Origin of the sequence: Mycolicibacterium sp. Y3, from assembly GCF_051188035.1 — a bacterium.
In the GTDB taxonomy this organism is placed as follows: domain Bacteria; phylum Actinomycetota; class Actinomycetes; order Mycobacteriales; family Mycobacteriaceae; genus Mycobacterium; species Mycobacterium fluoranthenivorans.
In genome coordinates, this window is the sequence record NZ_JAVQLT010000001.1 from 5,918,723 (window position 1) to 5,944,077 (window position 25,355).

At 67.4% G+C, this 25,355-nt stretch carries 27 protein-coding genes; 10 read left to right on the plus strand and 17 right to left on the minus strand.

What is annotated here, in order from left to right:
• Positions 1-24 precede the first annotated feature (24 nt).
• Positions 25-441 carry a DUF3151 domain-containing protein gene (locus QN239_RS29035; protein ID WP_167156314.1) on the minus strand — a complete coding sequence of 139 codons (417 nt, stop codon included), beginning with the start codon at positions 439-441 and terminating at the stop codon, positions 25-27.
• A gap of 81 nt (positions 442-522) precedes the next feature.
• Here QN239_RS29035 and QN239_RS29040 point away from each other — a divergent pair, with 81 nt between their 5' ends.
• Positions 523-1,236, plus strand: coding sequence for an Rv0361 family membrane protein (locus tag QN239_RS29040; protein ID WP_499015662.1), 714 nt, complete (start codon positions 523-525; stop codon positions 1,234-1,236).
• Positions 1,237-1,298: 62 nt separating this feature from the next.
• Here the strand turns inward: QN239_RS29040 and fbaA are convergent, their stop codons facing one another.
• Positions 1,299-2,336 (minus strand): class II fructose-bisphosphate aldolase, encoded by a 1,038-nt coding sequence (gene fbaA / locus QN239_RS29045; RefSeq protein WP_499015667.1) that lies wholly within the window; start codon positions 2,334-2,336, stop codon positions 1,299-1,301.
• A 127-nt stretch (positions 2,337-2,463) separates the two neighbouring features.
• Here fbaA and QN239_RS29050 point away from each other — a divergent pair, with 127 nt between their 5' ends.
• Positions 2,464-2,955: a lipoprotein LpqH gene (locus QN239_RS29050; protein WP_499015670.1), complete on the plus strand. Its 492-nt coding sequence runs from the start codon at positions 2,464-2,466 to the stop codon at positions 2,953-2,955.
• Between the two features lie 26 nt (positions 2,956-2,981).
• Positions 2,982-3,653, plus strand: coding sequence for a DedA family protein (locus QN239_RS29055; protein ID WP_090358733.1), 672 nt, complete (start codon positions 2,982-2,984; stop codon positions 3,651-3,653).
• A gap of 49 nt (positions 3,654-3,702) precedes the next feature.
• Here QN239_RS29055 and QN239_RS29060 read toward each other — a convergent pair whose 3' ends face one another.
• The 6 genes from QN239_RS29060 to clpB all read right to left on the minus strand — a co-directional run bounded on the left by QN239_RS29060 (position 3,703) and on the right by clpB (position 10,720).
• Positions 3,703-4,824 carry a glycoside hydrolase family 76 protein gene (locus QN239_RS29060; protein WP_499015674.1) on the minus strand — a complete coding sequence of 374 codons (1,122 nt, stop codon included), beginning with the start codon at positions 4,822-4,824 and terminating at the stop codon, positions 3,703-3,705.
• 35 nt (positions 4,825-4,859) lie between these two features.
• Positions 4,860-5,504: a TrmH family RNA methyltransferase gene (locus tag QN239_RS29065; RefSeq protein WP_090359011.1), complete on the minus strand. Its 645-nt coding sequence runs from the start codon at positions 5,502-5,504 to the stop codon at positions 4,860-4,862.
• Positions 5,501-6,400: a hypothetical protein gene (locus QN239_RS29070; RefSeq protein ID WP_499015677.1), complete on the minus strand. Its 900-nt coding sequence runs from the start codon at positions 6,398-6,400 to the stop codon at positions 5,501-5,503. Before QN239_RS29070 ends, QN239_RS29065 begins: the two co-directional genes overlap by 4 nt.
• Positions 6,401-6,406: 6 nt before the next feature.
• Entirely contained in the window at positions 6,407-7,192 is a 786-nt protein-coding gene (locus QN239_RS29075) for an SDR family NAD(P)-dependent oxidoreductase (protein WP_499015678.1), read from the minus strand.
• Positions 7,189-8,010 (minus strand): trehalose monomycolate transport factor TtfA, encoded by an 822-nt coding sequence (gene ttfA, locus QN239_RS29080; RefSeq protein WP_090358712.1) that lies wholly within the window; start codon positions 8,008-8,010, stop codon positions 7,189-7,191. Before ttfA ends, QN239_RS29075 begins: the two co-directional genes overlap by 4 nt.
• 163 nt (positions 8,011-8,173) lie before the next feature.
• On the minus strand, positions 8,174-10,720 hold the full coding sequence (gene clpB, locus QN239_RS29085) for an ATP-dependent chaperone ClpB (RefSeq protein WP_499015681.1): 2,547 nt from the start codon (positions 10,718-10,720) through the stop codon (positions 8,174-8,176).
• A 211-nt stretch (positions 10,721-10,931) separates the two neighbouring features.
• On the opposite strand from clpB, the gene QN239_RS29090 reads away from it, so the two are divergent.
• Together QN239_RS29090 and QN239_RS29095 are read left to right on the plus strand one after the other, a co-directional pair.
• Positions 10,932-11,549 carry a CYTH domain-containing protein gene (locus QN239_RS29090; RefSeq protein ID WP_499015685.1) on the plus strand — a complete coding sequence of 206 codons (618 nt, stop codon included), beginning with the start codon at positions 10,932-10,934 and terminating at the stop codon, positions 11,547-11,549.
• A 1-nt stretch (position 11,550) separates the two neighbouring features.
• A complete protein-coding gene (locus QN239_RS29095; RefSeq protein WP_499015687.1) occupies positions 11,551-11,961 on the plus strand; it encodes an Rv0361 family membrane protein in 411 nt (136 codons plus the stop codon).
• 7 nt (positions 11,962-11,968) lie between these two features.
• Here QN239_RS29095 and QN239_RS29100 read toward each other — a convergent pair whose 3' ends face one another.
• The 6 genes from QN239_RS29100 to nthB form a co-directional block, all read right to left on the minus strand.
• A complete protein-coding gene (locus QN239_RS29100) occupies positions 11,969-13,063 on the minus strand; it encodes a substrate-binding domain-containing protein (RefSeq protein WP_499015691.1) in 1,095 nt (364 codons plus the stop codon).
• 104 nt (positions 13,064-13,167) lie between these two features.
• A complete protein-coding gene (locus QN239_RS29105; RefSeq protein WP_499015694.1) occupies positions 13,168-13,635 on the minus strand; it encodes a MarR family winged helix-turn-helix transcriptional regulator in 468 nt (155 codons plus the stop codon).
• 50 nt (positions 13,636-13,685) lie between these two features.
• A complete protein-coding gene (locus tag QN239_RS29110) occupies positions 13,686-14,204 on the minus strand; it encodes a DUF1097 domain-containing protein (RefSeq protein ID WP_499017007.1) in 519 nt (172 codons plus the stop codon).
• Between the two features lie 18 nt (positions 14,205-14,222).
• Complete coding sequence (locus tag QN239_RS29115; protein WP_090358700.1) at positions 14,223-14,615, minus strand: nitrile hydratase accessory protein; 393 nt, start codon at positions 14,613-14,615, stop codon at positions 14,223-14,225.
• Positions 14,615-15,211: a nitrile hydratase subunit alpha gene (nthA, locus tag QN239_RS29120; RefSeq protein ID WP_090358698.1), complete on the minus strand. Its 597-nt coding sequence runs from the start codon at positions 15,209-15,211 to the stop codon at positions 14,615-14,617. The genes QN239_RS29115 and nthA overlap by 1 nt, the downstream gene beginning before the upstream one ends.
• 18 nt (positions 15,212-15,229) lie before the next feature.
• Positions 15,230-15,922 (minus strand): nitrile hydratase subunit beta, encoded by a 693-nt coding sequence (gene nthB / locus QN239_RS29125; RefSeq protein ID WP_090358696.1) that lies wholly within the window; start codon positions 15,920-15,922, stop codon positions 15,230-15,232.
• A 256-nt stretch (positions 15,923-16,178) separates the two neighbouring features.
• On the opposite strand from nthB, the gene QN239_RS29130 reads away from it, so the two are divergent.
• The 3 genes from QN239_RS29130 to QN239_RS29140 are packed head-to-tail and all read left to right on the plus strand — an operon-like array spanning position 16,179 to position 18,208.
• Positions 16,179-16,409 (plus strand): CbtB domain-containing protein, encoded by a 231-nt coding sequence (locus QN239_RS29130; protein WP_499015698.1) that lies wholly within the window; start codon positions 16,179-16,181, stop codon positions 16,407-16,409.
• Between the two features lie 10 nt (positions 16,410-16,419).
• Positions 16,420-17,208: a CbtA family protein gene (locus QN239_RS29135; RefSeq protein WP_499015701.1), complete on the plus strand. Its 789-nt coding sequence runs from the start codon at positions 16,420-16,422 to the stop codon at positions 17,206-17,208.
• Positions 17,195-18,208, plus strand: a complete 1,014-nt coding sequence (locus QN239_RS29140; RefSeq protein WP_090358690.1) for an acetamidase/formamidase family protein — start codon at positions 17,195-17,197, stop codon at positions 18,206-18,208. The genes QN239_RS29135 and QN239_RS29140 overlap by 14 nt, the downstream gene beginning before the upstream one ends.
• Before the next feature lie 9 nt (positions 18,209-18,217).
• Here the strand turns inward: QN239_RS29140 and QN239_RS29145 are convergent, their stop codons facing one another.
• The 3 genes from QN239_RS29145 to QN239_RS29155 form a co-directional block, all read right to left on the minus strand.
• On the minus strand, positions 18,218-19,141 hold the full coding sequence (locus QN239_RS29145) for a glycosyltransferase family A protein (RefSeq protein ID WP_499015706.1): 924 nt from the start codon (positions 19,139-19,141) through the stop codon (positions 18,218-18,220).
• A 161-nt stretch (positions 19,142-19,302) separates the two neighbouring features.
• Positions 19,303-20,250, minus strand: a complete 948-nt coding sequence (locus tag QN239_RS29150; protein WP_499015710.1) for a putative antibiotic biosynthesis monooxygenase — start codon at positions 20,248-20,250, stop codon at positions 19,303-19,305.
• Between the two features lie 10 nt (positions 20,251-20,260).
• A complete protein-coding gene (locus tag QN239_RS29155; RefSeq protein WP_499015712.1) occupies positions 20,261-21,664 on the minus strand; it encodes an amidohydrolase family protein in 1,404 nt (467 codons plus the stop codon).
• 123 nt (positions 21,665-21,787) lie between these two features.
• On the opposite strand from QN239_RS29155, the gene QN239_RS29160 reads away from it, so the two are divergent.
• The gene (locus tag QN239_RS29160; protein WP_499015715.1) at positions 21,788-22,600 is read left to right on the plus strand and encodes an FAD binding domain-containing protein; all 813 of its coding nucleotides are present in this window, start codon (positions 21,788-21,790) and stop codon (positions 22,598-22,600) included.
• A complete protein-coding gene (locus tag QN239_RS29165) occupies positions 22,597-25,353 on the plus strand; it encodes a molybdopterin-dependent oxidoreductase (RefSeq protein ID WP_499015717.1) in 2,757 nt (918 codons plus the stop codon). The genes QN239_RS29160 and QN239_RS29165 overlap by 4 nt, the downstream gene beginning before the upstream one ends.
• Positions 25,354-25,355 lie beyond the last annotated feature (2 nt).

The following is a 25,355-nucleotide window of genomic DNA, read 5'->3' on the forward strand; positions in this document are numbered from 1 at the left end:
GAGCCTGGCAGCGGTTCCTGGGAACTAGCCGAGACCCAGCTGCGAACGTGCGGCCGGGTCGCAGTCGTCGAGCAGATCGAGGCAGCGCGCGTACTCGGGTGTCTCGCCGATGGCGTCGGCGGCTTTCGCCAGCGCCGCCACGCAGCGCAGGAAGCCGCGATTGGGCTCGTGGCTGTAGGGCACCGGCCCGAAACCCTTCCAACCGTTGCGGCGCAACTGGTCCAGGCCGCGGTGGTAACCGGTGCGGGCGTAGGCGTAGGCGGTGATCGCCTTGTCGTCGGCCAGCGCTTCCTCGGCCAGCGCGGCCCAGGCCACCGACGCGCTGGGATGCGCGGCTGCGACGATCGCCGGGTTCTCCCCCGCGTCCAGCTCCTCCTCCGCCTCGACATCACCCGGCAAGAACACCGGGTCCGGCCCAAGCAGATCACCCATGCGTGTCATAAGGCCATTGTGCCGTGCCGACATTTACAGGCAATCGCTAGGCTTGCGCAGTAGCGTCGGCAAGGGAGGACCGCAGCAGGAATGTCGAACCCAACAGGGCCGGACGAAGAGCAGGAATCCGCCAGCCGAACAGGAGAAGAGACACCGGACGGCGACGGGCAAGAGCGTCGTTTCACCGCGCCGTCGGGATTCGACGGCTCCACGCAGATCATCGATGCGGTGCCCGAACCCCCGACCGAGATCTTCTCCGCCGAGGACACCACCGAACTCATGGCGGCGCAGAACAGTGCTGTCACCAAGAACGTTGCACCGCAAGTCATCCCACCGCGAGGCGAGGCCGCCAGGCCGGTCCGGACGCGGCGCAGCTGGGGCTGGGTCATCGCGGTGGTGCTGGTCATCGCGGCACTGGTGGCCCTGGCGGTGCTGGGCACCGTGCTGCTGACCCGCAAGAGCACGGCCGCGGTGTCACAGGAGGAGCTGGTCCGCACCACGATCGGCAGTTTCGACGGGGCAATCCAGAAGGGTGATCTGGCGACACTGCGCAGCATCACCTGCGGCGCGACCCGCGACAGCTACGCGCAGTACAACGACAAGGCCTGGGCCGAGACGCATGCCAGAGTGGCCGCCGCCAAGCAGTATCCGGTGGTGGCCAGCATCGACCAGGTGATCGTGCACGACGACCACGCCGAGGCCAATGTCACGACGTTCATGGCCTACGCCCCGCAGACCCGCTCCACCCGCAGTTTCGATCTGCAGCTCCGCGACGACCAGTGGAAGATCTGCCAGAACTCCTAGAGACGACTTCGGCGTGATTCGCTGCGTGCACCGCAACGAATCACGCCGAAATCACAAGCGGCTCAGCCCGCGGAGACACTCCGGCCGGCGCTGTGCAGGTCGTTGCACGCCTCGATGACACGCTCGGTCATCGACGCTTCAGCCTTCTTCAGGTAGCTGCGCGGGTCGTAGACCTTCTTGTTGCCGACTTCACCGTCGACCTTGAGCACACCGTCGTAGTTGGTGAACATGTGCCCGACGATCGGCCGGGTGAACGCGTACTGGGTATCGGTGTCGACGTTCATCTTGACCACGCCGTACTTCAGCGAATCCTCGATCTCGGACTTCAGCGAGCCCGAACCGCCGTGGAAGACGAAGTCGAAGGGCTTGCTGCCGGCGGGCAGGCCGAGCTTGGCCGCGGCCACCTCCTGGCCTTCCTTGAGCACCTCGGGCTTGAGCTTGACGTTGCCCGGCTTGTACACGCCGTGCACGTTGCCGAACGTCGCGGCCAGCAGGTACTTACCGTGCTCGCCTGCGCCGAGCGCCTCGATCGTCTTCTCGAAGTCGGCGGCCGTGGTGTAGAGCTTGTCGTTGATCTCGGCCTCGACACCGTCCTCTTCACCACCGACAACGCCGATCTCGACCTCGAGGATGATCTTGGCCGCAGCGGCCAGCTTCAGCAGCTCCTGGCCGATCTGCAGGTTCTCGTCGATCGGCACCGCCGACCCGTCCCACATATGCGACTGGAACAGCGGGTCCTGACCCTTGGCCACCCGTTCGGCGGAGATCGCCAGCAGCGGACGCACGTAGGTGTCGAGCTTGTCCTTGGGGCAGTGATCGGTGTGCAGCGCGACGGTGATGTCGTACTTGGCGGCGATGACATGGGCGAACTCGGCCAGCGCAACCGCACCGGTGACCATGTCCTTCACACCGAGACCGGAACCGAATTCCGCTCCGCCCGTGGAGAACTGGATGATGCCATCGCTGCCGGCGTCGGCGAAGCCCTTGATTGCGGCGTTGATACTCTCCGAGCCGACACAGTTGATGGCCGGGAAAGCGAAGGAGTGCTCCTTGGCACGGCCCAGCATCTCGGCATAGACCTCGGGCGTGGCGATGGGCATTTCGATCTTCCTCTCGGCTGTCCGGCTGACCCGGTCAGTATGACAAGAAGCTGGTGGGCCGGCACTGGGGCCCTTCGTTCTCGGGCGAGCCCTGACCGAAGTGACCGTCTCGGTTAGCGTTGCCCGGGTGCGCACCCGTCCGGCACTCGCTTTCCTCACCTCGGGTGCCGTGCTGCTGGCGGCTGGATGCGCCCCGCAGCCGGCACCCGCACCGACGTCGACTACCCCGCCGCCGCCCGCCGCTCCGCCCCCGCCGGTGCTGGCCACCACCCTGCCCGCGGGGCAGGCGCAGCTGATCGTCAACGGCCGCGATGTCGGGCCCATCGGCCCGGTGGTCTGCTCCGCCGCCGACGGATTCGCCCGCTACACCATCGGCCAGACCTCGTTCGGGGTGACGGTGGTGATCACCGATGACGACATGCCGTCGGTACGGTCGGTGACCATCGGGGATGCCGGCGGGATCTCGATCGGCTACGCCGCCGATGTCTCCGAGGACGCACCGCAGGCCTTCCGACACGGCGACACCCTCACGGTCACCGGGAGCGGCGCCGGCACCGATTCGACGAATCCGGCGCGCGTCGTCCCGACCACCTACCAGCTCGCCGTCGCCTGCCCTTGACCATTTCCCCGGTATCTTGGGGCCTCATGACCACCACCCATCTGGCCCTGATGCCGGATTTCCTCGACCCGCTGAAGCTGATCGAGCAGTTCGGCACCTGGGCCCTGGTGGGCATCCTGGTCGTCGTCTTCATCGAATCCGGGGTGCTGTTCCCCATCCTTCCCGGGGACACGCTGCTGTTCGTGGCGGGCATGCTGGCCGCCGGCACCGCCGCCCAGAGCGCGCAGGTGGACACCAACTTCCAGCTGTGGCAGCTGCTGGTGTTCATCCCGATCGCGGCGATCCTCGGCGGCCAGGTCGGCTATTTCGTCGGCCGCTACCTGGGCACCGCGATGTTCAAACCGGATGCCAAGGTGCTCAAGCAGAAATACCTCGATGAGGCTCACGCCTTCTTCGAGCAGCGCGGCCCGTTCGCCATCGTGCTGGCCCGGTTCATCCCGATCGTGCGGACCCTCGCGCCGATCACCGCCGGTGCGGCCAAGATGCGGTACGCGGTGTTCACGCTCTACAACATCATCGGCGCGGTGCTCTGGGGTGTCGGCCTGACGCTGCTCGGCTACGGGCTGGGCCAGTTCGAGGTCATCCAGAAACTGCTGGAGCCGATCTTCATCCTGATCGCCGTCGCGTCCCTGGCTCCGATGATCTGGGAGTGGTACAAGCGCCGCAAAGCCGCCAAGAACTCCACCGACAGCGTCTGAGCCTGGGCGGCGTTGTGCGCGCTGCCGCTCGCCCGGCTGACGCCCGCGTTCATTCCGGTGCCGGTGCCGGTGCCTCGACGGTGAGGGTGTGCGCCGCCTCCATCAACATCCAGCCCGACAACTGCACGGACAGATCGCGTTCGGGGATCGCGGACGCGTTCACCGCCCCCTCGACGAACTGCGCCTCGGCACCGCCCGCGGTGGGCAGTTCGGCCGCGCGGTCCCAGAACGCACCGAACAACGGCAGCCCGTCGACGGTCTGGCGGTAGTCCCACGCCGACTGCGCGGAGGTGAGCACCACCTCCCGCGCCGTCGCCCGCGCCGCGTCGTCCTGCGCGGTGTCCCCGGGAAGGTCGGTGACCACGAATGCCAGATACCGCGCCAGGATCGCGTTGAACAGCCCGCCGTCGCCGCCGCCGGCGCCCTGGATGACGCCGTCGGTGGTCATGTGTTCCCGCACCGCGGCCACCAGCCGGTGCACCCGGGGCGCGTGTTCCGGGTCCTGGGTGCGGGCGGCGAGTTCGGTTTCCAGGCCCAGCACCACGCCCTGGCAGTAGGTGTACTGGGCCCGCACCAACGAGCCGGCCTTGATGCCGTCGAACACCAGATGGGTCTCCGGGTCGATGAGGGTTTCGTCGATCCAGTCCGCCATCTGCTGCGCGCGGCGTTGCCGGTCCTCGTAACGAGCCAGGAAGATGCCGGCCGGGCCGTTGGCCGGCGCGTTGAAGAACTGGTCCTGTTTGCGCCATGGGATGCCGCCGCCGTCCTCGGGGACCCAGGCGTTGAGGAACTGTTCGGACAGTGTCTTGAGCGCGCCTTCCCGGTGGACCCCGGCCAGCCGTCCGGCCCGTTCGAGGGCCAGCGCCAGCCATGCCATGTCGTCGTAGTAATCGTTGGTCCACCTGAGGTTGCGCAGGTGATGTCCGCGGATCTGCCGGGTGATCTTCGCGATCCGGACCGGGTCGGGATCGCGCAGCTGGGCGTCGACAAGGCAGTCCAGCAGGTGGGCCTGCCACCAGTAGTGCCAGGTCCCGAAGGATTTCTGCTTGCGGGCCGCGGGCCAGGCCACGACACCGAGCTGGGTGCCCGGCAGACCCCACAGTTTTTTCAGGTGCCGTTTGGCGATGGCGGCTTCGGAACTGGCTGCACGGTTGGCCCACACCTGATCCATGCGTCGATACTGCCCTACTCAGGGCTTACGAGGGCCTACCATGCGCCTGTTACGTCGGCATGGGTGCGGATCCATGCGTGCATGGCGATGCCGGCGGCCACCCCGGCGTTGATGCTGCGGGTCGAGCCGAATTGGGCGATCGACACGGTCAGTTCGGCGCCGGCGCTGATCTCCGGGGTGATCCCCGGTCCCTCCTGTCCGAACACCAGCAGGCAATCGCGGGGCAGGACGGTGGTTTCCAGTGGGACCGAGCCCGGCACATTGTCCACGGCGACGACGCTCAGTCCCGCCCCGCGGGCGAAGTCCAGCAGTTCGGCGGTGCTGTCGTGGTGCTGCAGCCGCTGGTAGCGGTCGGTGACCATGGCCCCGCGCCGGTTCCAGCGGCGCCGGCCCACGATGTGCACGGTGTGCACGGCGAAGGCGTTGGCGGTGCGCACGACGGTGCCGATGTTGGCATCGCTGCCGAAGTTCTCGATCGCGATGTGCAGCGCGTGTCGGCGTTGGTCGATGTCCGCGATGATCGCCTCACGGGTCCAGTACCGGTAGGCGTCGACGACATTGCGGGTATCGCCGTCGCGCAACAACTCCGGGTCATAGCGCGGATCATCCGGCAGCGATCCCGCCCAGGGGCCTACGCCGGGCGTCTCGCCCCACTCGGTAGGGCCGGGGCCCAGGCTCACGCCGTGGTCCACAGCGCCGCGTGAGTACCCACCACCGAGACCGTGGGATAGAGCAGTGCGGCGTTGATCTCGCCCTGCGTGCACATCGAGGCGCGGATGGCCACCGCGTCCAGGGAAGCCTCGGGCAGGACGAGCAGCGACGCCCCGTACGCCGAGCAGGCATGGGACAGGCCGTTTCCCGGCAGGGTCGGACCGGTGAGCACCATGAGTGGGCCGCCGCGTTTGGCCGAGTCGTCGCGGTATCGCTGCGCCGTGCCGTCGATGGACAGCCCGATCAGCATGTAACCGTTGCCGGAGAAGGCCGTCGGATCGCCGAGCGCGGACGGCGCGAGCTGGGCGCCGTCGGCACGGAACGCGTCCACGCTGGTGGACTGCAGCACCAGACCCGCTTCGCTGTCCCCGGTGGGCATCAGCCCGACGGGGAAGGCCGCGGGCCAGGCCACCGTGGTCTTCGGGATGCGCTCCTCGGGTGAGTACAGGTACACCCCGCGAACCTGACTCTGGTCCCGCAGCGGTCCCAGACAGACTGTGCCACTGAGATGTTCGGGGCCCCCTCCCCCGGCTTGCACGGCGGCGGGCTGCAGACCGAGGTTGGCCGCGTCGGCGCAACCGCCGATCGCGTTCGACTCGATCGGATGGGCCAGCGCACCGTACAGGCCGAGGCGCAGGCTCTCGGGTTTGACGTGCGCTCCCCCGGACTGGGCCGGCGCGGCGTCGATATCGACGAGCACCCGGTCGGTGTCGAAACGCAGATTGGCCACCGACACGTTCCAGCCCGCAACGGTCAGCGACTCACCGATGCGCGCCTGCTGCGCGCCGTACGGCCCACCCGAGGTGTCACCGTCAGAACACGCCGCGAGCATCAGCACCAGCGCTGCCGCCAACACGGTCCTCATCCGCATTCAGGTCCGCCCGCGACCCTTACCCACGCGTTTGGTCACGCCGCGCACCAGGCTCCGAGGTATCAACCGGCTCACCGTGGTCAGCGCCTTGTACTGCACGCCGGGGATGATCACCACCTCGCCTTTGGCCACCGCGGTCAAGCAGTCGCGCACCACGTCGGGCACTTCCAGCCAGAACCATGACGGCGTGCCCGACATCTCGATGCCGGCACGGTCGTGGAACTCGGTGTGCACGAAGCCCGGGCACAGCGCGTGCACACTCACACCCGTGCCACTCAGCCCGTTGGCCAGTCCCTCGGAAAACGCGATGACCCAGGCCTTGGATGCCGAATAGGTCGAGCCGCGGCCCGGCATCAGCCCGGCCACGCTGGCGACGTTGATGACGGTGCCCTGCCCTGCGGCCAGCATGGGCGGCAGAGCGGCGTGGGTCAGCGCCATGACGGCGGTGACATTGACGTCGAGCTGGGACTGCAGCGTGGCGTAGTCCGCTTTCCAGAACTCACCCGAGGTGCCGAAGCCGGCGTTGTTGACCAGTACCTGCACCCCGGCGGCCAGCCGGTCGCACACCCTGCGGCGGTCGGCCTCGATCGCCAGATCGGCAGGCAGCACCTCGACGCCGACACCGGCATGATCACGCAGTTCGTCGGCCAGCTGTTCCAGCCGGATGGCGTCACGGGCCACCAGGACCAGGTCGTAGCCGTCGGCGGCGTAGCGGCGGGCGAAGCCCGCACCGATACCCGAGGTGGGCCCGGTGATCAGCGCTACGGGTTTGGCAGGTCGGGTCACCGCTGGTAGTGCGGCGATTGCCGGCCATTGCGCACCGGGGTGCGCTGGTCGACGTAGCGACTCACGTCCGCACGGCTGGGCGGCTGGTCACCACGCCCGGCGGGCAGTTCGGCCGGCCTGGGCAGCAACGGACGGCTCGGCGAACCGCTGCGGCGAGCGAGGGCGGGCTGACCGGCGTGCACGCCGACGCCGTTGCGGCCGGGCTGCGGAACGGGCGGCAGGACGCGCAGCAGATCGTTGAACTGCCGCACCGTGCGCAGGCCTTCGTCCCACTGGGCGCGGCTGCTGCTGATCGGCATGGCCACCAGCGTCCAGTTCTGCTCGTTCCACATGATCTCGGCACAGTCGGGTGCGGTGTGGGCAAACGTGACCATCCGACGGTCGCAGGCGCGGCGGGCGGCGTCGAGGTTGGTGGAGTACACCATCCGCGGGCCGATCGCGCCGAGCAGCCAGATATCGCTCTCGCGGGGTTCCTTGATGTCCTTGAGCCGCAGATCGACGACGACGTTCGTGCCGATCTTGCGGTGCAGGGCGATCACCGTGGCGACATCGTCGAGATCGAAGATGAACACGGCCTCGCCCCGAATCTGACCGAGCACCACGTTGCGGGCGGTGACGTGCTCGCCGACGGTGGACATCACGCCGCGCTTCCAGCGATCCAGGATTTCGCTGGATTCGTGCTCGTAGTCGAAGCCATGCGACTTCGCCCACGACTTACGCCGCCGGCCCAACCCGCGCCGACGGTCGATATCGACATACAACAACACTGCCGCCCCTGTGAAACAGAGGGCGGAGAGTGTGAACCAGAGAGGGACCATTGGGGCCTAGCCTACTTGCTGGGACCCGTTTGTCTCGAACTCGTTAAGGTCACAACCCGGTTACTTGCACAAACACAGAACCCAATGGCCACTTGTTGCACAGGTGGGGAACGAAACCGTGCAACAAGTGGCCACCGGGGGATTCAGCGGGGTTCAGCGGGATTCAGCCCAGGATGAGCCCGTCGCCGTCGGCACTCAGGTTGACCGGCACCACGTCGCCGTCGTGCACATCGCCGGCCAGCAGCAGCTTGGCCAGCTGGTCACCGATGGCCTGCTGGATCAGCCTGCGCAGCGGACGGGCGCCGTAGAGCGGGTCGAACCCGCGCTCGGCCAGCCACTGCTTGGCGGGCAGCGACACCTCGAGGGTGAGCCTGCGCTGCGTGAGCCGCTTCTGCAGCTGAGCCAGCTGGATGTCGACGATCGACACCAACTCGTCCGGCCGCAGGCTGTCGAAGACGATCACATCGTCGAGCCGGTTGATGAACTCGGGCTTGAACGCCGAGCGCACGGCCGCCATCACCTGATCCTCGGTGCCGCCGGCGCCGAGGTTGCTCGTCAGGATCAGGATCGTGTTGCGGAAGTCGACCGTGCGGCCCTGGCCGTCGGTCAGCCGGCCCTCGTCGAGCACGGCGAGCAGCACGTCGAACACGTCCGGATGAGCCTTTTCGACCTCGTCGAACAGCACCACCGAGTACGGCCGGCGACGGACCGCTTCGGTCAGCTGACCGCCCTGGTCGTAGCCGATGTATCCGGGAGGTGCACCGACGAGCCGTGCGACGGAGTGCTTCTCGCCGTACTCACTCATGTCGATGCGGATCATCGCCCGCTCGTCGTCGAACAGGAACTCGGCCAACGCCTTGGCGAGCTCGGTCTTGCCGACGCCCGTCGGCCCGAGGAACATGAACGAGCCGGTCGGCCGGTTGGGATCGGCGACCCCGGCGCGAGTCCGGCGCACCGCATCAGACACCGCCTGCACGGCCTTCGTCTGGCCGACGACCCGCTTGCCCAGCTCGGTTTCCATCCGCAGCAGCTTGGCGGTCTCACCTTCGAGCATCCGCCCCGCCGGGATCCCGGTCCACGCCGACACCACATCGGCGATGTCATCGGGTCCGACCTCCTCCTTGAGCATCACATTCTCGCGAGCCTCGGCCACGGGCCGCGCCGCCTCGAGCTTCTTCTCGAGCTCGGGGATCCGGCCGTAGCGCAGCTCGGAGGCCTTGGCGAGGTCGCCGTCGCGCTCGGCTCGGTCGGCCTCGCCACGCAGCCGGTCCAGCTGCTCGGTGAAGTCGCGGACGATGTCGATGGCGCCCTTCTCGTTCTGCCAGCGGGTCGTCAGCTCGGCGAGCTGTTCCTTCTTATCGGCCAGCTCGGCGCGCAACTTCGCCAACCGGTCCACGGACGCGTCGTCCGTCTCCTTGGCCAGCGCCATCTCCTCGATCTCAAGACGCCGGACGATGCGCTCCACCTCGTCGACCTCGACGGGGCGGGAGTCGATCTCCATCCGCAGCCGCGACGCGGACTCATCGACCAGGTCGATGGCCTTGTCCGGCAGGAAGCGGGAGGTGATGTAGCGGTCCGACAGCGTCGCCGCGGCGACCAGCGCCGAGTCGGTGATGCGGACGCCGTGATGCACCTCGTAGCGATCCTTGAGCCCGCGCAGGATGCCGACGGTGTCCTCCACCGACGGTTCGCCGACGAGCACCTGTTGGAACCGGCGCTCCAGGGCGGCATCCTTCTCGATGTACTTGCGGTACTCGTCGAGCGTGGTCGCGCCGACCAGCCGCAGCTCGCCACGGGCCAGCATGGGCTTGATCATGTTGCCGGCGTCCATCGCGGACTCACCGGTGGCACCGGCGCCGACGATGGTGTGCAGCTCGTCGATGAACGTGATGACCTGGCCGGCCGAGTTCTTGATGTCGTCGAGGACGGCCTTGAGTCGTTCCTCGAATTCACCGCGGTACTTGGCGCCGGCCACCATCGATCCCAGATCCAGCGAGACGACGGTCTTGTCGCGCAGACTTTCCGGCACGTCGCCGGCGATGATGCGCTGGGCCAGGCCCTCCACGATGGCGGTCTTGCCGACACCGGGTTCGCCGATGAGCACCGGGTTGTTCTTGGTGCGCCGGCTCAGCACCTGCACGACCCGGCGAATCTCGTTGTCGCGCCCGATGACCGGGTCGAGCTTGCCCTCGCGGGCGGCCGCGGTCAGGTCGGTGGAGTACTTCTCCAGCGCCTGATACGTGCCCTCGGGGTCGGCACTGGTGACGCGGGCACTGCCGCGCACCTTCACGAACGCCTCACGCAAGGCCTGCGGGGACGCGCCGTGGTTGGTGAGCACCTTGGCGACCTCGGACTGGCCGGTGGCCAGGCCGACGAGCAGGTGCTCGGTGGAGACGTATTCGTCGTCCATCTCGGTCGCGAGGTGCTGCGCGGTGGTGATCGCCGAGATCGCCTCCGGCGAGAGCTGCGGCTGCGAGCTGGAACCGCTGGCGCTGGGCAGCCGGCCGATGAGACGCTCGGCCTCGGCGCGGATGGTTGCGGGTTCGACTCCGACCGCTTCGAGCAGCGGCGCAGCGATACCGTCGTTCTGGGTCAGCAGCGCCATCAACAGATGAGCGGGGGTGATCTGCGGGTTGCCTGCGGCGGTGGCCGCCTGCAGCGCCGAGGTCAGTGCCGCCTGGGTCTTCGTGGTCGGATTGAACGAGTCCACGACACCTCTCCTTCTTGAGTTGAGCAGCCTTCAAGGGGCTGCCGAAAATGCTTGTCGCCTTGAACAACGCCGTCAATGTTGAGTCTGTTCCGCTCAACTCTAGAGAATTTTGTCGGATTTGTCCGCTGATTCCGGATACCGAATCCGCCACGCCCCGAATCGCGGCATCCGTCATCACGCATTCGGCCAGGTACCGGGCTAGCGTCGGGATATGTCCGGCTACGGTGATTTCGAGTTCGAGCGGAAGTTCGTCGTCCATGAACTGCCCGCCCTCGCCGCCTCGGATCCGAGCCCCGCCCTGATCGTGCAGGCCTATGTGTTCGCCGCCGACGGGTACGCGGTGCGCATCCGGGTCCAGGGTCCGGCCCCCACAGATCCGCACCGCACTCCCGGCGAACTGGTGGAGGCGCTGGGCGACGAGTCGATCGGCACCATGACCGCCAAGGGCCCCGCGGCCGGCGGCACCCGCTACGAGGCCGAGCGCGAACTCGATCCGATGGTCGCGGGACAGATCGTGCGCCGGGCCGATCATGTGGTCGCCAAGATCCGCTACTCGGTCTGGCTGGGCGAGGACGGCTGGGTACTCGACCGGTTCCTAGGCGCCAACGCCCCGCTGGTGCTGGCCGAAGTCGAACGCGGCGGGCCCGTGGTCGACCTGGCGATCCCCGAGTTCTGCGCCACCGAGGTGTCCGAGGACGACCGGTTCCGCAACGAGTACCTGGCACACCATCCGTTCAGCGCCTGGGCGGACGCCTACCGGAGCCAGCTCACCCGGCAGGGACCGAGCTTTGTCGACACGCTGGGCCACAACCGATTCGAAGGGACCTGATATGCGGCTGGCCGGCCTTCTCGTTCCCGCGCTGATCGGCTCGGCCATCGCGCTGACCGGCTGCACCCGGGAGACTTCGGGTACGGCGATGGCGCCCCCAGGTGTCACCGCGCTGCCCCAATCCGACGAGGACCAGATCACCGACCTGGTCGAGCGCTTCGCGCAGGCCTGGAACGACCGCCGGTTCGACGAACTGCGCGACCTCATGTGCACGGAGATGCGCGGTCAGAGCGAGTTCGACGAGGACGCGTTGCAGGAGGCGCGCAGCGGGTCCGGCCGGCTGGACCTTGCCATCACCGAACTGGCGATCACCGGCGACACAGCCGAGGCCGTCATCGAGAACGACGGCGACGATCCCGATGACATCGCGTTCCTCCGTGAGGACGACGCATGGAAGTGGTGCGAGTTCTGAGCGTCGCTCACGCCGCCGAAATGCGGGCCCGCACCTCGAACTCCAGATCGATCGCCTCCGCCACGTAGACGTCTTGTGACATCTGGTTCCCGCACATGGTGACCTCGCCGCGCGGGCTGATGTAGGTCAGGTTCGCCGCGGCTGCGGTCATGGCCGCGATATCGAGCGATCCGGCCCGCGACGCCAGCGCGACGAACAGTGTCAGCGCCTCATAGCAGGACTCGCCGATACTGTTCAGCGCGGGCGCGGCCGGCCCGTACCGGCGGTAGTAGTGCGCCGCGAAGTCCATCGACGCGGTGGTGTTGAGGGCCTCGAAATAGCCTGCGGCGGCGAATAATCCGTGGTTGCTGTCGCTACCGCTGGCCATCAGCATGTTCTCCTCGACATGCGGGCTGAGCCTGGGCACCGTGCCGTCGAGTCCGGTCGCGGCGAACTGTCGATTGAATGCGACGCCGTCACCGCCCACCAGCAGTAACAACACACCGGTGGCCGAGGTGAGTTCGACATCGCGGATCGCCGCCGAGAAATCCTGGGTGCCCAGCGGGACGTAGATCTCCGCGACCAACGGCACACCGTTGCCCCTGGCGTGCGAGGCCGCCGCCGCTCCGGTCTGTCGCGGCCAGATGTAGTCGTTGCCGATCACGATCCAGCGGTCGATGCCGTACTCGGCCTTCATCCAGTCCATCGCGGGCAGCAGCTGCCGCGACGGGGTCTCCCCCGTCAGGAACAGGCCGGGGGTGCGTTCACCGCCCTCGTACAGGGGGCCGTACACATAGGGCACCCGCCCGGCGGTGACCCTGGCGATCGCCTTGCGCACCGGAGAGATGTGCCAGCCGGTGACCGCGTCGATCGCGCCGTGGTCGATCATCCGGGCGATATCGGCGGCGACGGCGGCCGGGGCGCGACTGCCGTCGACGGGCACCAGGCGGACCTGGCGGCCGAACAGTCCGCTGGTGTCGTTGAGATCGCTGATGGCCAGTTCGGCGCACGCCTGGCAGGAGGGCCCGTAGATACCGGCCGACCCGCTGCGCGGAATCACCAGGGCGACGTTGACCGTGGGGGCATCGGATCGGCTCAGCTTCACCGTTGTGTCTCCGTCCACCCGTTGTCCTGGCGTGTCTGGCTATCGTGACGGATCCCGGTTACCTGCGCATTGCGCAACTGTTCGTATCCGGAAAAGTCGCGCCGTGCTCGCGTTCGGCGGTCCTAGAGCGACAGATCGCCGACGCGGGCCAGCGTCTGCAGAAAGTGCATGGCGGCGTCCTCGCCGAGCTCCTCGACGAGCGCACCCTTGACGACGGACTCCTGTTTGGTCAGCCGCCGCACCTTGGTCTTCCCTCTGGCCGAGAGGTAGATGAGCACCCGGCGCCGATCGGTCGCATCGACCCGGCGCAGGACGAACCCGCCGTCGACGAGCTTGTCCACGATCCGCGTCAGCGTGGGCGGTGGGATCGCCATCGTGGTCGCCATATCGCTCATCGTGAAACCATCGCCGCTGCGCAACGCGCCCAGCACCCGCCAGCCTTCGATACTGCTCACGTCCGCATCCAGCAGACCGCGCAACAACGCATCGGTCCAGCTGCGTTCGGCTCGAAAGAACACTTCCGCAACACTTTCGATGCTGGTGGAGATCGGCACGACGCTCCCGGGGGCTTCGGTGGCAATTGATTTCATCATGAACTATTGCAGATAGAGGGTATCTCAACCGGTGCTGTGCCGCAGCCCTAGACGGGCTGCGGCGCTTCACTATTGCGTGCGCCGGCCATCCGCTCGATCACCGCGGCCCCGTACTCGGAGGCCACCCCGAAACAGGCGCCGACCAGTGCCGTCACCCCGGCGACCAACGCCGGATGGGACAGGCCGACCGACGTGATCCCGTTGCCGGTCGCCGCGATGGTGCCGACCGTCATGGCGAATCCGAACACGATGGCCGGTGTCGCCGATACCCAGCGCAGGCGCGAAACCTGCACCATGGCAAAGCTTCCGACGCCGACCGCGATGGACAGCCACACCGCACCCGTCGTCCCGCTGACCGCCAGCAGCGTCACCGTGGCGATCACGATGCCGGTCCAGTTACAGGCCACCGACTTGACCAGCCCGGACGGGCCGGATCCGACGAAGAAGAAGGACGCCCAGGCCAGGAACAGCACCCACACGGGCAGGTTCCACACCGTCGCCGTCATCAACGTCGACAGCATCCCGAACACGCCGACGCTGATCGACAGCGCCGTGGCTTTCGACATGGTCACGCTGTCTCCCGTTCAGTGGCCGTGGTGGTGGTCATGGCCGTGATCATGGTCGTGATCATGGTCATCGTGCGACAGCCGCTGCGCCTCCAGCACCGTCCGCTGCTCGAATGCCTGCGCGTCGAAGAAGTCCTTCTCCGCGGCGAGACGACAGAAGGCCTCCCCGAACTGCCGGTAATACACTGCGGGATCGCATGTTTCATCGATTCCCGAATCGTCGATGGCCGCGATCAGGTGGGCCTTGAACTCATCCCATTCGAACGCACCCGCCCTGCAGAGATGCACCACCAGCCCGAAAAGCCGCCCCTGCCAAGGCGCATCGAACACCAGCTCGCCGTTGGACCGCGGCAGTGCCGCGACACCCTCGGGGTCGTCGAACCCGGCCAGGTCGATCACCGGCGCGCTCATCACGCGGCTCCCGCAGCCGTCACGAGCGCTGTCCCCACCATCGAGTCCCGGCTGATCAGCGGGATCAGTTCGTCGACGGTCAGATCTTCGGTGCCAGCGGGGCGTTGCGGGATCACCAGGTACCGGATCTCGGCACTGCTGTCCCATACGTCGATCGCCACCCCGTCCGGCAGGGTCACCCCGAATTCGGCGAGCACGCTGCGCGGCTCTTTCACCACCCGGGCCCGGTACTGCGGATACTTGAACCACGCCGGCGGGATGCCCAGCAGGGTCCACGGATAGCACGAGCACAGCGTGCACACGACGACATTGTGTCGCTCCGCGGTGTTCTCCACCGCCACCATGTGTTCGGTCTGCAAGCCGGTGAAGCCCATATCCGCGATCGCCGCGGTGGCATCGTCGAGCAGCCATTGCCGGTACGCCGGGTCGGTCCAGGCCCGGGCCACCACCCTGGCCCCGTTGACCGGGCCCATATCGTTCTCGAACGACGCCACCACGGCGTCGACGGCCTCATGCTCGGCCAAGCCCTTCTCGACCATCAACGATTCCAGCGCGTTGACCCGCGCCTCGACGTCGGACAGTGAAAGCCAATCCATTTCAGTGTTCTCCTTGGTTCAGGCCGGCTCGAGGTAGGTCTCGAACAGGTCGGCGTACAGATCGAATTCCTCGGCGGCTTCGGCACCCCACAACTCCGTGGAGGTGAAACGCACCATGTAGAGCTGGTTGGCCTCGTCGACCTGCCGGTGCGCACTCGCCGCGGGGTCGTGGAACGCGCCGTACTGCTTGACGACGACCCCCTTGGCCTTGGGCAGGTAGCCCGGCAACCGGTTGTGCGTGGCCTCGCGCAGGTTGCGGACCATCACCTCGGCGCCCACCTCGTAGGCCGGCGGCGCCTCCGCGGGTACATCGTGCGGCGTACCCTTCCACAACACGTCGATCATCTGTTCGGCGAATGGCGACAACGTGTCCGGCTTCTGCGGGTGCGGCGTCATCGACGGTGCGCCGAGCTCACGCATCCGGTCGTCGACCTCCTCGTGGGAGATGTAGCCCTTGTCGTTGAGCAGCTTCTCCACGGAGAACAGCCAGTGCGCGTAGTACGTCGAATCCAGGTAGTCGCTCCATTTCATGAGCTCGATACCGTGCCGTTGCTCGTCGAGGTTGAACGCACCCTTGGCGATCGCCATCGCGGTGATGGCATGCATCCGGCCCTCGAACGGGTAACGCCAGTCCGGGATGCCGGGTTTGAGGAACTCCGGATCGACGGGGCCGAGGCCCTCGCGACCACCGAGGTCATGTGGACCGTGCATATCGGCACATCTCCCATCATTAGTTCTCGTTCTTAATACTTCCATCTGGAACTATGCTCGCCATCTCCGCAGGTAAGCAAACCGTAAACCCGATGCGTAACAGAGCATTTACAAGAGCCCGCTTCTCGTTACCTGGAGATTTCCCTCCGTTGATGTCGTGTTGCACCGGTTGACCGGCGGCACCACATAGGCGTAACTAGTTCATACGCAATATTTGCGTTTTGGAAGTAATTACACAGAACCAGGAGTACTTCAGATGTCCTCAGACACACCACGGTCCGCAATCGAGCAGGCACCCGCCATCGCCCTACCCGATGCCACCACGGCCGCAACGGCGCTCTGGCTGACCGCCACGACGGCGCTCGCACTGATCGCGTTCTACTTCGTCGGGTTCGACCAGGGTGCGGTCTCGGTGTTCGGCGCCGACACCCACGTCCACGAATTCCTCCACGACGCCCGGCACGTCCTGGGCTTCCCCTGCCACTGAGCGCACGGACATGAACAAGATCGTCGGCTGCGGGCTGGCTTCCGGACTCATCGCAGGTCTTGTCACCTTCGCTTACACGAGGTGGCAGATCGCTCCACTGGTCGAGCAGGCCGTCGGATTCGAGGAGGCGCGTTCGCACGCCGAACAGACACTGACCGGTGAGCACGCACACGAGCACGAGGTGTTCACCAGGGTGGTCCAGGAGAACGTCGGAGCGGGCACGGGCATCGTGGCGTACGGACTGATCGTCGGCGCGCTGTTCGCGGTCGCCTTCTGGATGCTGACCGCCTTCCTGGCCCGGCGCCGGATCGCCGCCGATCCGCGCTGGGTGTCGACGACGCTGGCCGCCGCCGGTTTCGTCGCCGTCACACTCGTCCCGTTCATGGTCTTCCCCGCCAATCCCCCCGGCGTCGGTCACGAGGACTCCGCGGGCGCGCGCACGGCCGGCTATCTGGCAGCCCTGGTGGCGTCGGTGCTGCTGGCCGCGGTGGCGACCGTCGTCGCGGCCAGGCTGATACCGCGGATCGGGCGCTGGTCCTCGGTCATGCTGGCCGGGTGGGGTTATGTGCTGGCGGTCTGCCTGATCACCGCGGCACTGCCGCGGTTCGACGAGGTCCCGACGCCGCTGGTCGACACCTCCGGGGCGGTGGTGTTCCCGGGTTTCCCCGCGCCGCTGCTCGCCGACTTCCGCGCCGACTCGCTCACCGCGGCGGCACTCATGTGGGTGGTGCTCGGCACCGCTTTCTCGATGCTGCTGCATCGCACGTCCGACAGAAAGGTTGCATATGCAGATCGTTGAGTTCACGCCGACCCGAGACCAGTACGTGTGGACATTCGGCGGTGCCGAACCAGCGCTGGAGGTGGCACCGGGCACGGTGCTGCGGCTGTGGACCGAGGATGCCTTCGCGGGCCGGGTCACCTCACGCGAGGACAAACCCAGCCAGGTGCTCAATCCCAAGGAACTCAATCCGCAGACCGGCCCCTTCTATGTGACCGGGGCCGAACCGGGTGACACGCTCGCGCTGCACTTCGTGTCGATCGAACCGGCCAGGGATTGGGCGGCGTCCACCACGATCCCGTTGTTCGGCGCGCTCACCGGTACCGACCGGACCGCCACGCTGCAGGCGCCGCTGCCCGAACTGACCTGGATCTACCAGGTGGACGCGGCTCGGGGCACCGCCACGTTCGTCGCACACGAGAGCGATTTCACCGTCGACCTGCCGCTGGCCCCGATGCTCGGCACGGTGGGTGTGGCGCCCGCGCTGCGCGAGGTGCGCACCACGCTGGTGCCCGACTATTTCGGCGGGAACATGGACACCCCCGAGCTGCGTGCCGGGACCACCGTCTACCTCGGCGTCAATGTCGAGGGTGCGCTGTTCTCGGTTGGTGACGGGCACTACCGCCAGGGCGAGGGCGAGACCTGCGGAACCGCGCTCGAGGGTGCCATGCACGTGACGCTCATCGTCGAGCTGATCAAGGGCGGCGCGCCCGCCTGGCCGCGTTTCGAACACGACGACGCCCTGCTGACCGTGGGTTCGGCGCGACCGCTCGAGGACGCTTGGCGGTGCAGTCAGGTGGAGATGGTGCGCTGGCTGGCGGACCTGCACGGCATCGGCGAGATCGACGCGTATCAGCTGTGCAGCCAGCTGTGCCTGTCACCGCTGGCCAACGTCGTCGATGTCAACTACAGCGCGGTCACCAAGATCCCGACAGGTCTGTTGCCGGCCGTGAGCCCCTACGGCGGTATGCACCGGCGGCTACGTGCAGCGGCGGCGACACTGCCGGATCGGTCCGGGTAGTCCGGTGGATCAGCGCTCGAGGTGCGCGAGGTGCGACCTCAGATCGAACCTCGGTCTGTCGTCGGTCACCATCGAGAACAGCGTGCGCTGCAGATACTTGTAGGCACCCGTGGCGAGCGCCGGTGGGGTGTCGATGACCAACCTGAGCCTGTTCGCCTCGGGCACCGGAGACCCGGTGGGAGGCCGCAAGGGTATGCCGTAGGTCTGTTGCATCGTCGGCGACAGCGTTCTGGCCCACCCGCTCAGCGTGCCGCCGGAGTGATTCTCGCCGGTGTCCACGTGGTGCACCGCGCCCCGGAACGGCAGTGGGGCAAGGGGATAGCCATGTCGCCTCGCCCACTGCACCACCCGCATATGGGACCCGATGATCGTCGCCAGCCGGTCACCGAAGGCATCGAGAACCTGCGCTTGACTGAAGGCGACCGACGCATCGGCCGGCACGCCATACGCGGCGAAGGGCAGGATGTAGGACGAGCCGCATTGGAGATGGAACGCGCGCAGACTGCGGTATACGTTGCGCGCGCGGGAATAGCGCCAGCCGCGCGAGATGTACCACCCGGGCGCGCCGGCATGCGCGGAGGTGAACGCCACGAGATCGCGATGAACGAAATCATCGGCGTCGATGATCATCACGTAATCGGGCGTGAGGTCACGGGCGGCGATCAGCCCGATCCCGAGTTTGGTGCCCTTGTCCCACACGACGTCGAGGTACGACGTCGGCGCGCCGGGCGCGACCGGCGGGGGAAAATCCACGACGACCGACGTGACGCGGTCGGGCAGCGGAAAAGACAACGACACATTGCTGACGACGATGACGGCATAGTCATCCGACGTCTGCAGCGCAATGGAGTCCAAGGTGTCCTTGAGAAGACGCTCGTTCTGCGCGTAGTCCCGCGCGGTGTCCGGATGACGCAGCGACGTAATGAAAGCCAACAACGCAAACCCCCCATCGCCCCAAGTCGACGCCCCGGGTCGGACCCTACAAGACGAATCTGGGGACGGCGACCCCGGGTTTTGTGGACAGGGCACGAAAACCGGTGCGCCGGAGTTTATCGAACGACCACGCGTGATCGGCCGAAAACGGACCCACCACGTCAGTGCGGGTAGTCCCAGAACTGCAACCAGGTGATACTCGCGAACACCACCAACGTGACGGCGTAGACAGCGAATATCACCGCGGTTCCGCGCACGGTGACCGTCCCGCTCCGCCCTTCCACGGGGTCCAGCCAGCGCCGCATCCGCGCGACCGCGAACGGCATCAGCACCCACTGCAGCAGGGACACACTGGCCACCTGGCTGAGCCACATCGCCAGCCAGGGCTCCGCACCGATCCGGTCCAGCACCGGGCCCACGAACCGGGCCAGCAGCATCACCGTCGGGTAGAGCACCATCAGCACGAGCATCGCCGTCTTCCAGCTCGGCGTCATCTCGGTCTCACCGTTCTCGAACCGGACCGTGGTACCCAACGGGGTGGTGTGCGAGAAGGTGGAGAAGTCGTCGTCCAGCGCCGACCGCAACGACGGCAGCGCGTCCAGGCGCTGTGGTGATTTGAGCCAGCCCGACAGCAGCCTCTCGGTGCGGAACCGGATCAGCGTCATCCACTGCTCCCCCGCGCCGGCCGGGAACACCACGGTGCCCTCATAGCCGGAGAACCGTGAGCTCGCCTCCGTCAGATCGCTCTGCGCCGTGATGAAGTCGGTCTCGCGGCCCGCGGACACGCGGTGCCGGAACACCGCGATGCCCGGCGGGGTGAGCTGTCCTTCCACCACCACCAGATCGGAGGAGGCCTGGTGCACGCCGCGCAACCGCCCGGCGCGCAGCAGCTCCGCGCGCTGCACACCGTCCAGCCAGGCATGCAACTGGCCCTCGCCGGCGAAGGTCGCCGAGATCGCCGGTTCCAGGCGCGGGTCGTCGTACACCGACACCACCGCATCGACGAATCCGGGTGCGGTGCGCGCCGCGGCGAGCAGCTCACCGGCCCAGGTATCGAAGGCCGGCCGGTCGACGGGACGGTGGAAGATGGTGACAGCGATGGCACTCATGACATCCCCCCTACGCCGGATTCAACTTCCGGCCCTGCACGTAAACCTGCGCGATCGACGATTCTCGAAGACCCATCAGCAACGCGAAAAGTGTTTGTTCGCAAGCCAAATCGGGATCCGCCGAGCGCACCCCGTAGGTCAGCGTCGCATCCAGCGTCGGGGTCCGGGCCGGGTCGACGACCACGAAGTCGGCCTCCTTGCCGATATCGAAATTGCCGAACCGGCTTTCCATGTCCAGTGCCCTGGCCCCGCCGAGGGTGCCCAGGAACAGCATCTCGGCCGGGTGCAGTGACGTTCCTGCGATGCCGTCCTCCGAGATGTGCACCTTGAATGCATCGCCCAGCACGCGGGGGATCAGCCATTCGTCGCCGCCGCCGAAATCCGTTCCGGCCGACAGGTTCACCCCTGCCGCCACGGTACGTCGCCAGGGCATGGTGCCCGACCCGAGGAACAGCTGCGATACCGGGCAGTGCGAGATGGACGTGCCGGTCTCGGCCATCCGGGCCAGTTCCTCGTCGGTGCAGTGCACGCTGTGCGCCAAGATGGTCCGCCGGCCCAACAGGCTCGTTCCGCCCACCGCGGACCCCGGCAGGAACTTGCCGTCATAGGTGTCCAGATACGAATTCACCTGGTAGGTCGACTTCGTCACGTCGATCTCCCCGGTACCCGGGCGGTTGTTCTCGTTGAGGTGAGTGTGCACATACACACCCCTGTCGCGGACCGAATCATAGAGGTCGCCAAGGTTTTTCAAGGTCTCGGTGGTGACCGACAGGGAGAACCGCGGCACCACGGCGACATGCAGCATGGCCGTGTCCACATCACCGGTGTCGGCGGCATGCCACGTGTCGATCTCCTCCCGGGTGAGCCGGATGGCGTCGGCCTCCGACGTCAGCAGTGGGCCCGCCGATTCCGGGCCGACGGTCTGGATACCGCGACCACTGACGATCCGCAGCCCGCGCCGTCGCGTCTCGGCGAACAGCGCGTCCTGTGCCTGCGGGAACGCCGAGCCGAACACCATGGCCGCCGTCGTACCCGCGGCGATCCGCCGATCGCAGAACTCGACGGCGGCCCGGGTGGCGAAGTCGGGATCGGCGAACCGCGACTCCGACGGGAAGATGCACTGGGTGAGCCATTCCAGTAGCTGCCCGCCGCCGTAGGAGTCTCCGGCGTAGGTCTGCGGGAAGTGGATGTGGGTGTCCACGAAGCCGGGCAGCAGGTACCCGTGCCGGTGATCGTGCACCACCGACGCCGCGTACTCGGACGGGATATCGGTTCGGCTGCCGCAGAATGCGATCCGGCCGCGGCCGTCGAGTACCAGCGCACCGTCGGGGATCGACTTCAGGGCACCGGGCGCGTCGGTGATCGCGGGGCTGCCCGAGACGTGGAAGATGTGTCCGAAGTGGATTTGACTCACGGTGTCTAGGGGACCACGGCCAACGGTGGATCGCCGGGCAAGTGGGTAAAACCCGTGCCCGGGGGCCCGGCAGGCTTTAGTGTCAGCGACACGCCAGGGGGCACTCGACCGAAGGAGCCCGGCTTGGATCTCAACACCGTCACCGAGGTCATCCGGCGACCCACCGAACCTCCCGGCGCGCTGTGGCGTCCCGGTGACGCATGGCTGGCCGGCGGCACGTGGCTGTTCTCCGATCCGCAACCGAAGCTGCGCCGGCTCATCGATCTGGCCCCGTTGGGCTGGAGCGAACTCGACGTGTCGCAGGCTGGGCTGCACATCGGCGCCATGTGCACCATCGGCGACCTGTACGCGCTCGCCCCACCCGCGCAGTGGCCGGCAGCCCGGCTGATCCCGATCAGTTGCGAGGCCTTTCTGTCCTCGTTCAAGGTCTGGAACGCGGCCACCGTCGGCGGCAACATCTGCATGTCCCTGCCCGCGGGTCCGATGATCACGCTCACGGTGGCGCTGGAGGCCGAGTATCTGCTCCAATCCGCCGACGGGACCGCACGCCGATTTCCCGCAGCCGATTTCGTGACGGGCAACAATCGCAACGTGCTGGCCCCCGGCGAACTGCTGCGCGGTATCGACATTCCCGACCGCGCGCTGCGCAAGCGGGTCGCCCATCGCCGTTTCACGCTCACCAAACTGGGCCGCTCCACCGTGTTCCTGATCGGCACCAAAGGCCGTGACGGCGCGACCCTGATCACCGTCACCGCGGGCACCACCCACCCGGTTCGGCTGGCCTTCGCCGGCGACCCCGACCCGGCGGCGCTGCGGGACCGTATCGACGAACTCGCCGAGGATGTCTGGTTCGACGACGCGAACGGCGCCCCCGACCACCGGCGGCACCTGACCAAGCACTTCGCCGCCGAGATCGCCCAGGAGCTGCGCGAATGACCTACACCGTCAACGGCCGATCGTCCGACGCCGCACCGCAACCCGGTCAGTGCCTGCGCACCTTCGTGCGTTCGCTCGGCTGGCACGGGGTGAAGAAGGGTTGCGATGCCGGTGACTGCGGCGCCTGCACGGTGTGGCTGGACGGCAAGCCGGTGCACAGTTGTATCACCCCGGCGTTCCGGGCCGACGGCCGTGAGGTCACCACCATCGAAGGGCTGGGCACCCCGGACGATCTGCACCCGATGCAGCGCCGGTTCCTCGACGCCCCGGGATTTCAGTGCGGGTTCTGCACCGCCGGGATGATCATGACCTCGGCCGCACTCACCGAGGAGCAGAAGCAGGACCTGCCCCGGGCGCTGAAGGGTAACCTGTGCCGCTGCACCGGTTACCGGGCCGTCGAAGACGCGGTGCACGGCCGGGTGGGAATCGAGGAGGCCGCACCCGGTGATGCGGTGGGAGCCAGCGTGGGCGCCCCCGCGGGCCGGGACGTGGTGACGGGACGGGCCGAGTTCACCATGGACACCGCCATCGACGGACTGCTGCACCTGAAGGTGCTGCACTCGCCACACGCGCACGCCCGCATCGTGTCCATCGACACCACCGCCGCGCTGGCGATACCGGGGGTGCACCGCGTCTACACCTGGAAAGACGTGCCGCGCAAACGGTTCACCACCGCCATCCACACCGATCATCTGGTCGACCCCGACGACACCTACATCCTGGACAACGTGATGCGGTTCGTCGGGCAGCGGGTGGTCGCGGTGCTGGCGGAGTCCGTCGCCGCCGCCGAGGAGGGCTGCCGCCGGGTGGCCGTCGAATACGAGGTGCTGCCCGCGGTGTTCGACCCGGAGCAGGCGATGGCGGACGGGGCGCCGCAGCTGCACGGCTCCGACGACCCGTTCGTGCGCGACCCGGAGCGTAACGTCCTGCTCGAGCTGCACGGCCAGATCGGCGATGTGGACACCGGTTTCGCCGAGGCCGACGTGATCCACGAGGCCACCTACTTCTCCCCGCGGGTGGCGCATGCGCACCTGGAGACACACGGGTCCATCGCCTGGATCGAGCGCAGCGACGGGGGAGGCGTCAGGGGCGAGCGAAGCGACGGGAAGAACATCAAGCTCGTGGTGCGCACCGCCTCCCAGTCGCCGTCGATCGCGAAGGTGAAACTGTCACACCTGTTCGACCTGCGCCCCGACCAAGTACGGGTGTTCTGCATGAGGGTCGGCGGTGGCTTCGGCGGCAAGCAGGAAGTGATCTCCGAGGATCTGGCCGCGCTGGCCGCGCTCGACACCGGCCGGCCGGTGAGTTTCGAATACACCCGTGAGGAGGAGTTCACCACCGCCTCCCCCCGGCATCCGATGAAGGTGACGGTGAAACTCGGCGCGAAGGCCGACGGCACCCTGACCGCATTCCAGTTCCGCAACGTGTCCAATACCGGCGCCTACGGCAACCACGGCGGGGAGACGTTGTTCGCCGCGGCCGCCGCGATCGCGTTGTACCGTTGCGCCAACAAGAAATTCGATGCCTACTCGGTGTACACCAACACGGTGCCCAGCGGTGCCCTGCGCGGCTACGGTATGACACAGCCGGCGTTCGCCGTCGAATCCGCCATCCACGAACTGGCCGTGAAGCTGCGCATCGACCCACTGGAGCTGCGCCGCCGCAACATCGTGCGGCCGGGGGATGCGTTGCTGGCCCTGGACGACCATCCCGACGACGTCGAATTCACCGAGGACGGCATCGCCGCGTGCATCGACCTGGTGGACGCGGCGCTGGCCCGCAACGCGAACGGTCCGCCGCTGGGCCCGGACTGGTTGGTCGGGGTCGGCACCGCGACATCGCTGCACGAGACCGCCCCGCCCACCGAGCACATCTCGGAGGCCTGGGCCACCTTGGGTGAGGACGCCAGCTACCAGATCGCGGTCGGCACCGTCGAATTCGGTGAGGGCACCTCCACCGCGCACGTGCAGATCGCCGCCACCCGGCTGGGCACCACACCGTCGCGCATCCACCTGGTGCAGTCCGACACGGACCGGACCGGCTTCGACACCGGGGCGTTCGCCAGCGCCGGGCTCTTCGTCGCCGGTAACGCGGTGGACCGGGCCGCCCTCGCCCTCCGGGACCGGCTGCGGGGTTTCGCCGCATCGCACACCGGAGTGCCGGTCGCCGACTGTGTCCTACTCGACGACGGGGTGGACTGCGCAGGTACCCGGCTGCTCCTGACCGAGATTCTGGCGGCCGGCCGCGAGCGCGGTATCCGGTTCACCGAGGCCCGCAAGGCGTACGGGTCGCCGCGCAGCGTCACGTCCAACACCCACGGGTTCCGCATCGCGGTGCACCGGGTCACCGGGGAGGTCCGCATCCTGTACAGCGTGCAGGCCACCGACGCCGGGGTGGTGATCAATCCGGCTCAGGTCCGTGGACAGGTGGAAGGCGGTGTGGCGCAGGGTATCGGCTTCGTGCTGACGGAGAACCACCATGTCGATGCCGACGGTGTGATGACCAATCCGAACCTGCGCAACTACCGCATTCCCACCTATGCCGACGCGCCGCGCACCGAGGTGCTGCTGGTCCCCTCCACAGATTCCGTCGGACCGATGCGGTCCAAGGGGATGGCCGAATGCTGTATCAACCCGGTGGCGCCGGCGCTGGCCAATGCCCTGTACGACGCGACCGGGGTACGGTTTCGCGAGCTGCCGTTGACTCCCGAGCGAATCTTCCGGCGGCTCAACGAACTCGTCCCGGTCCCCTGAGC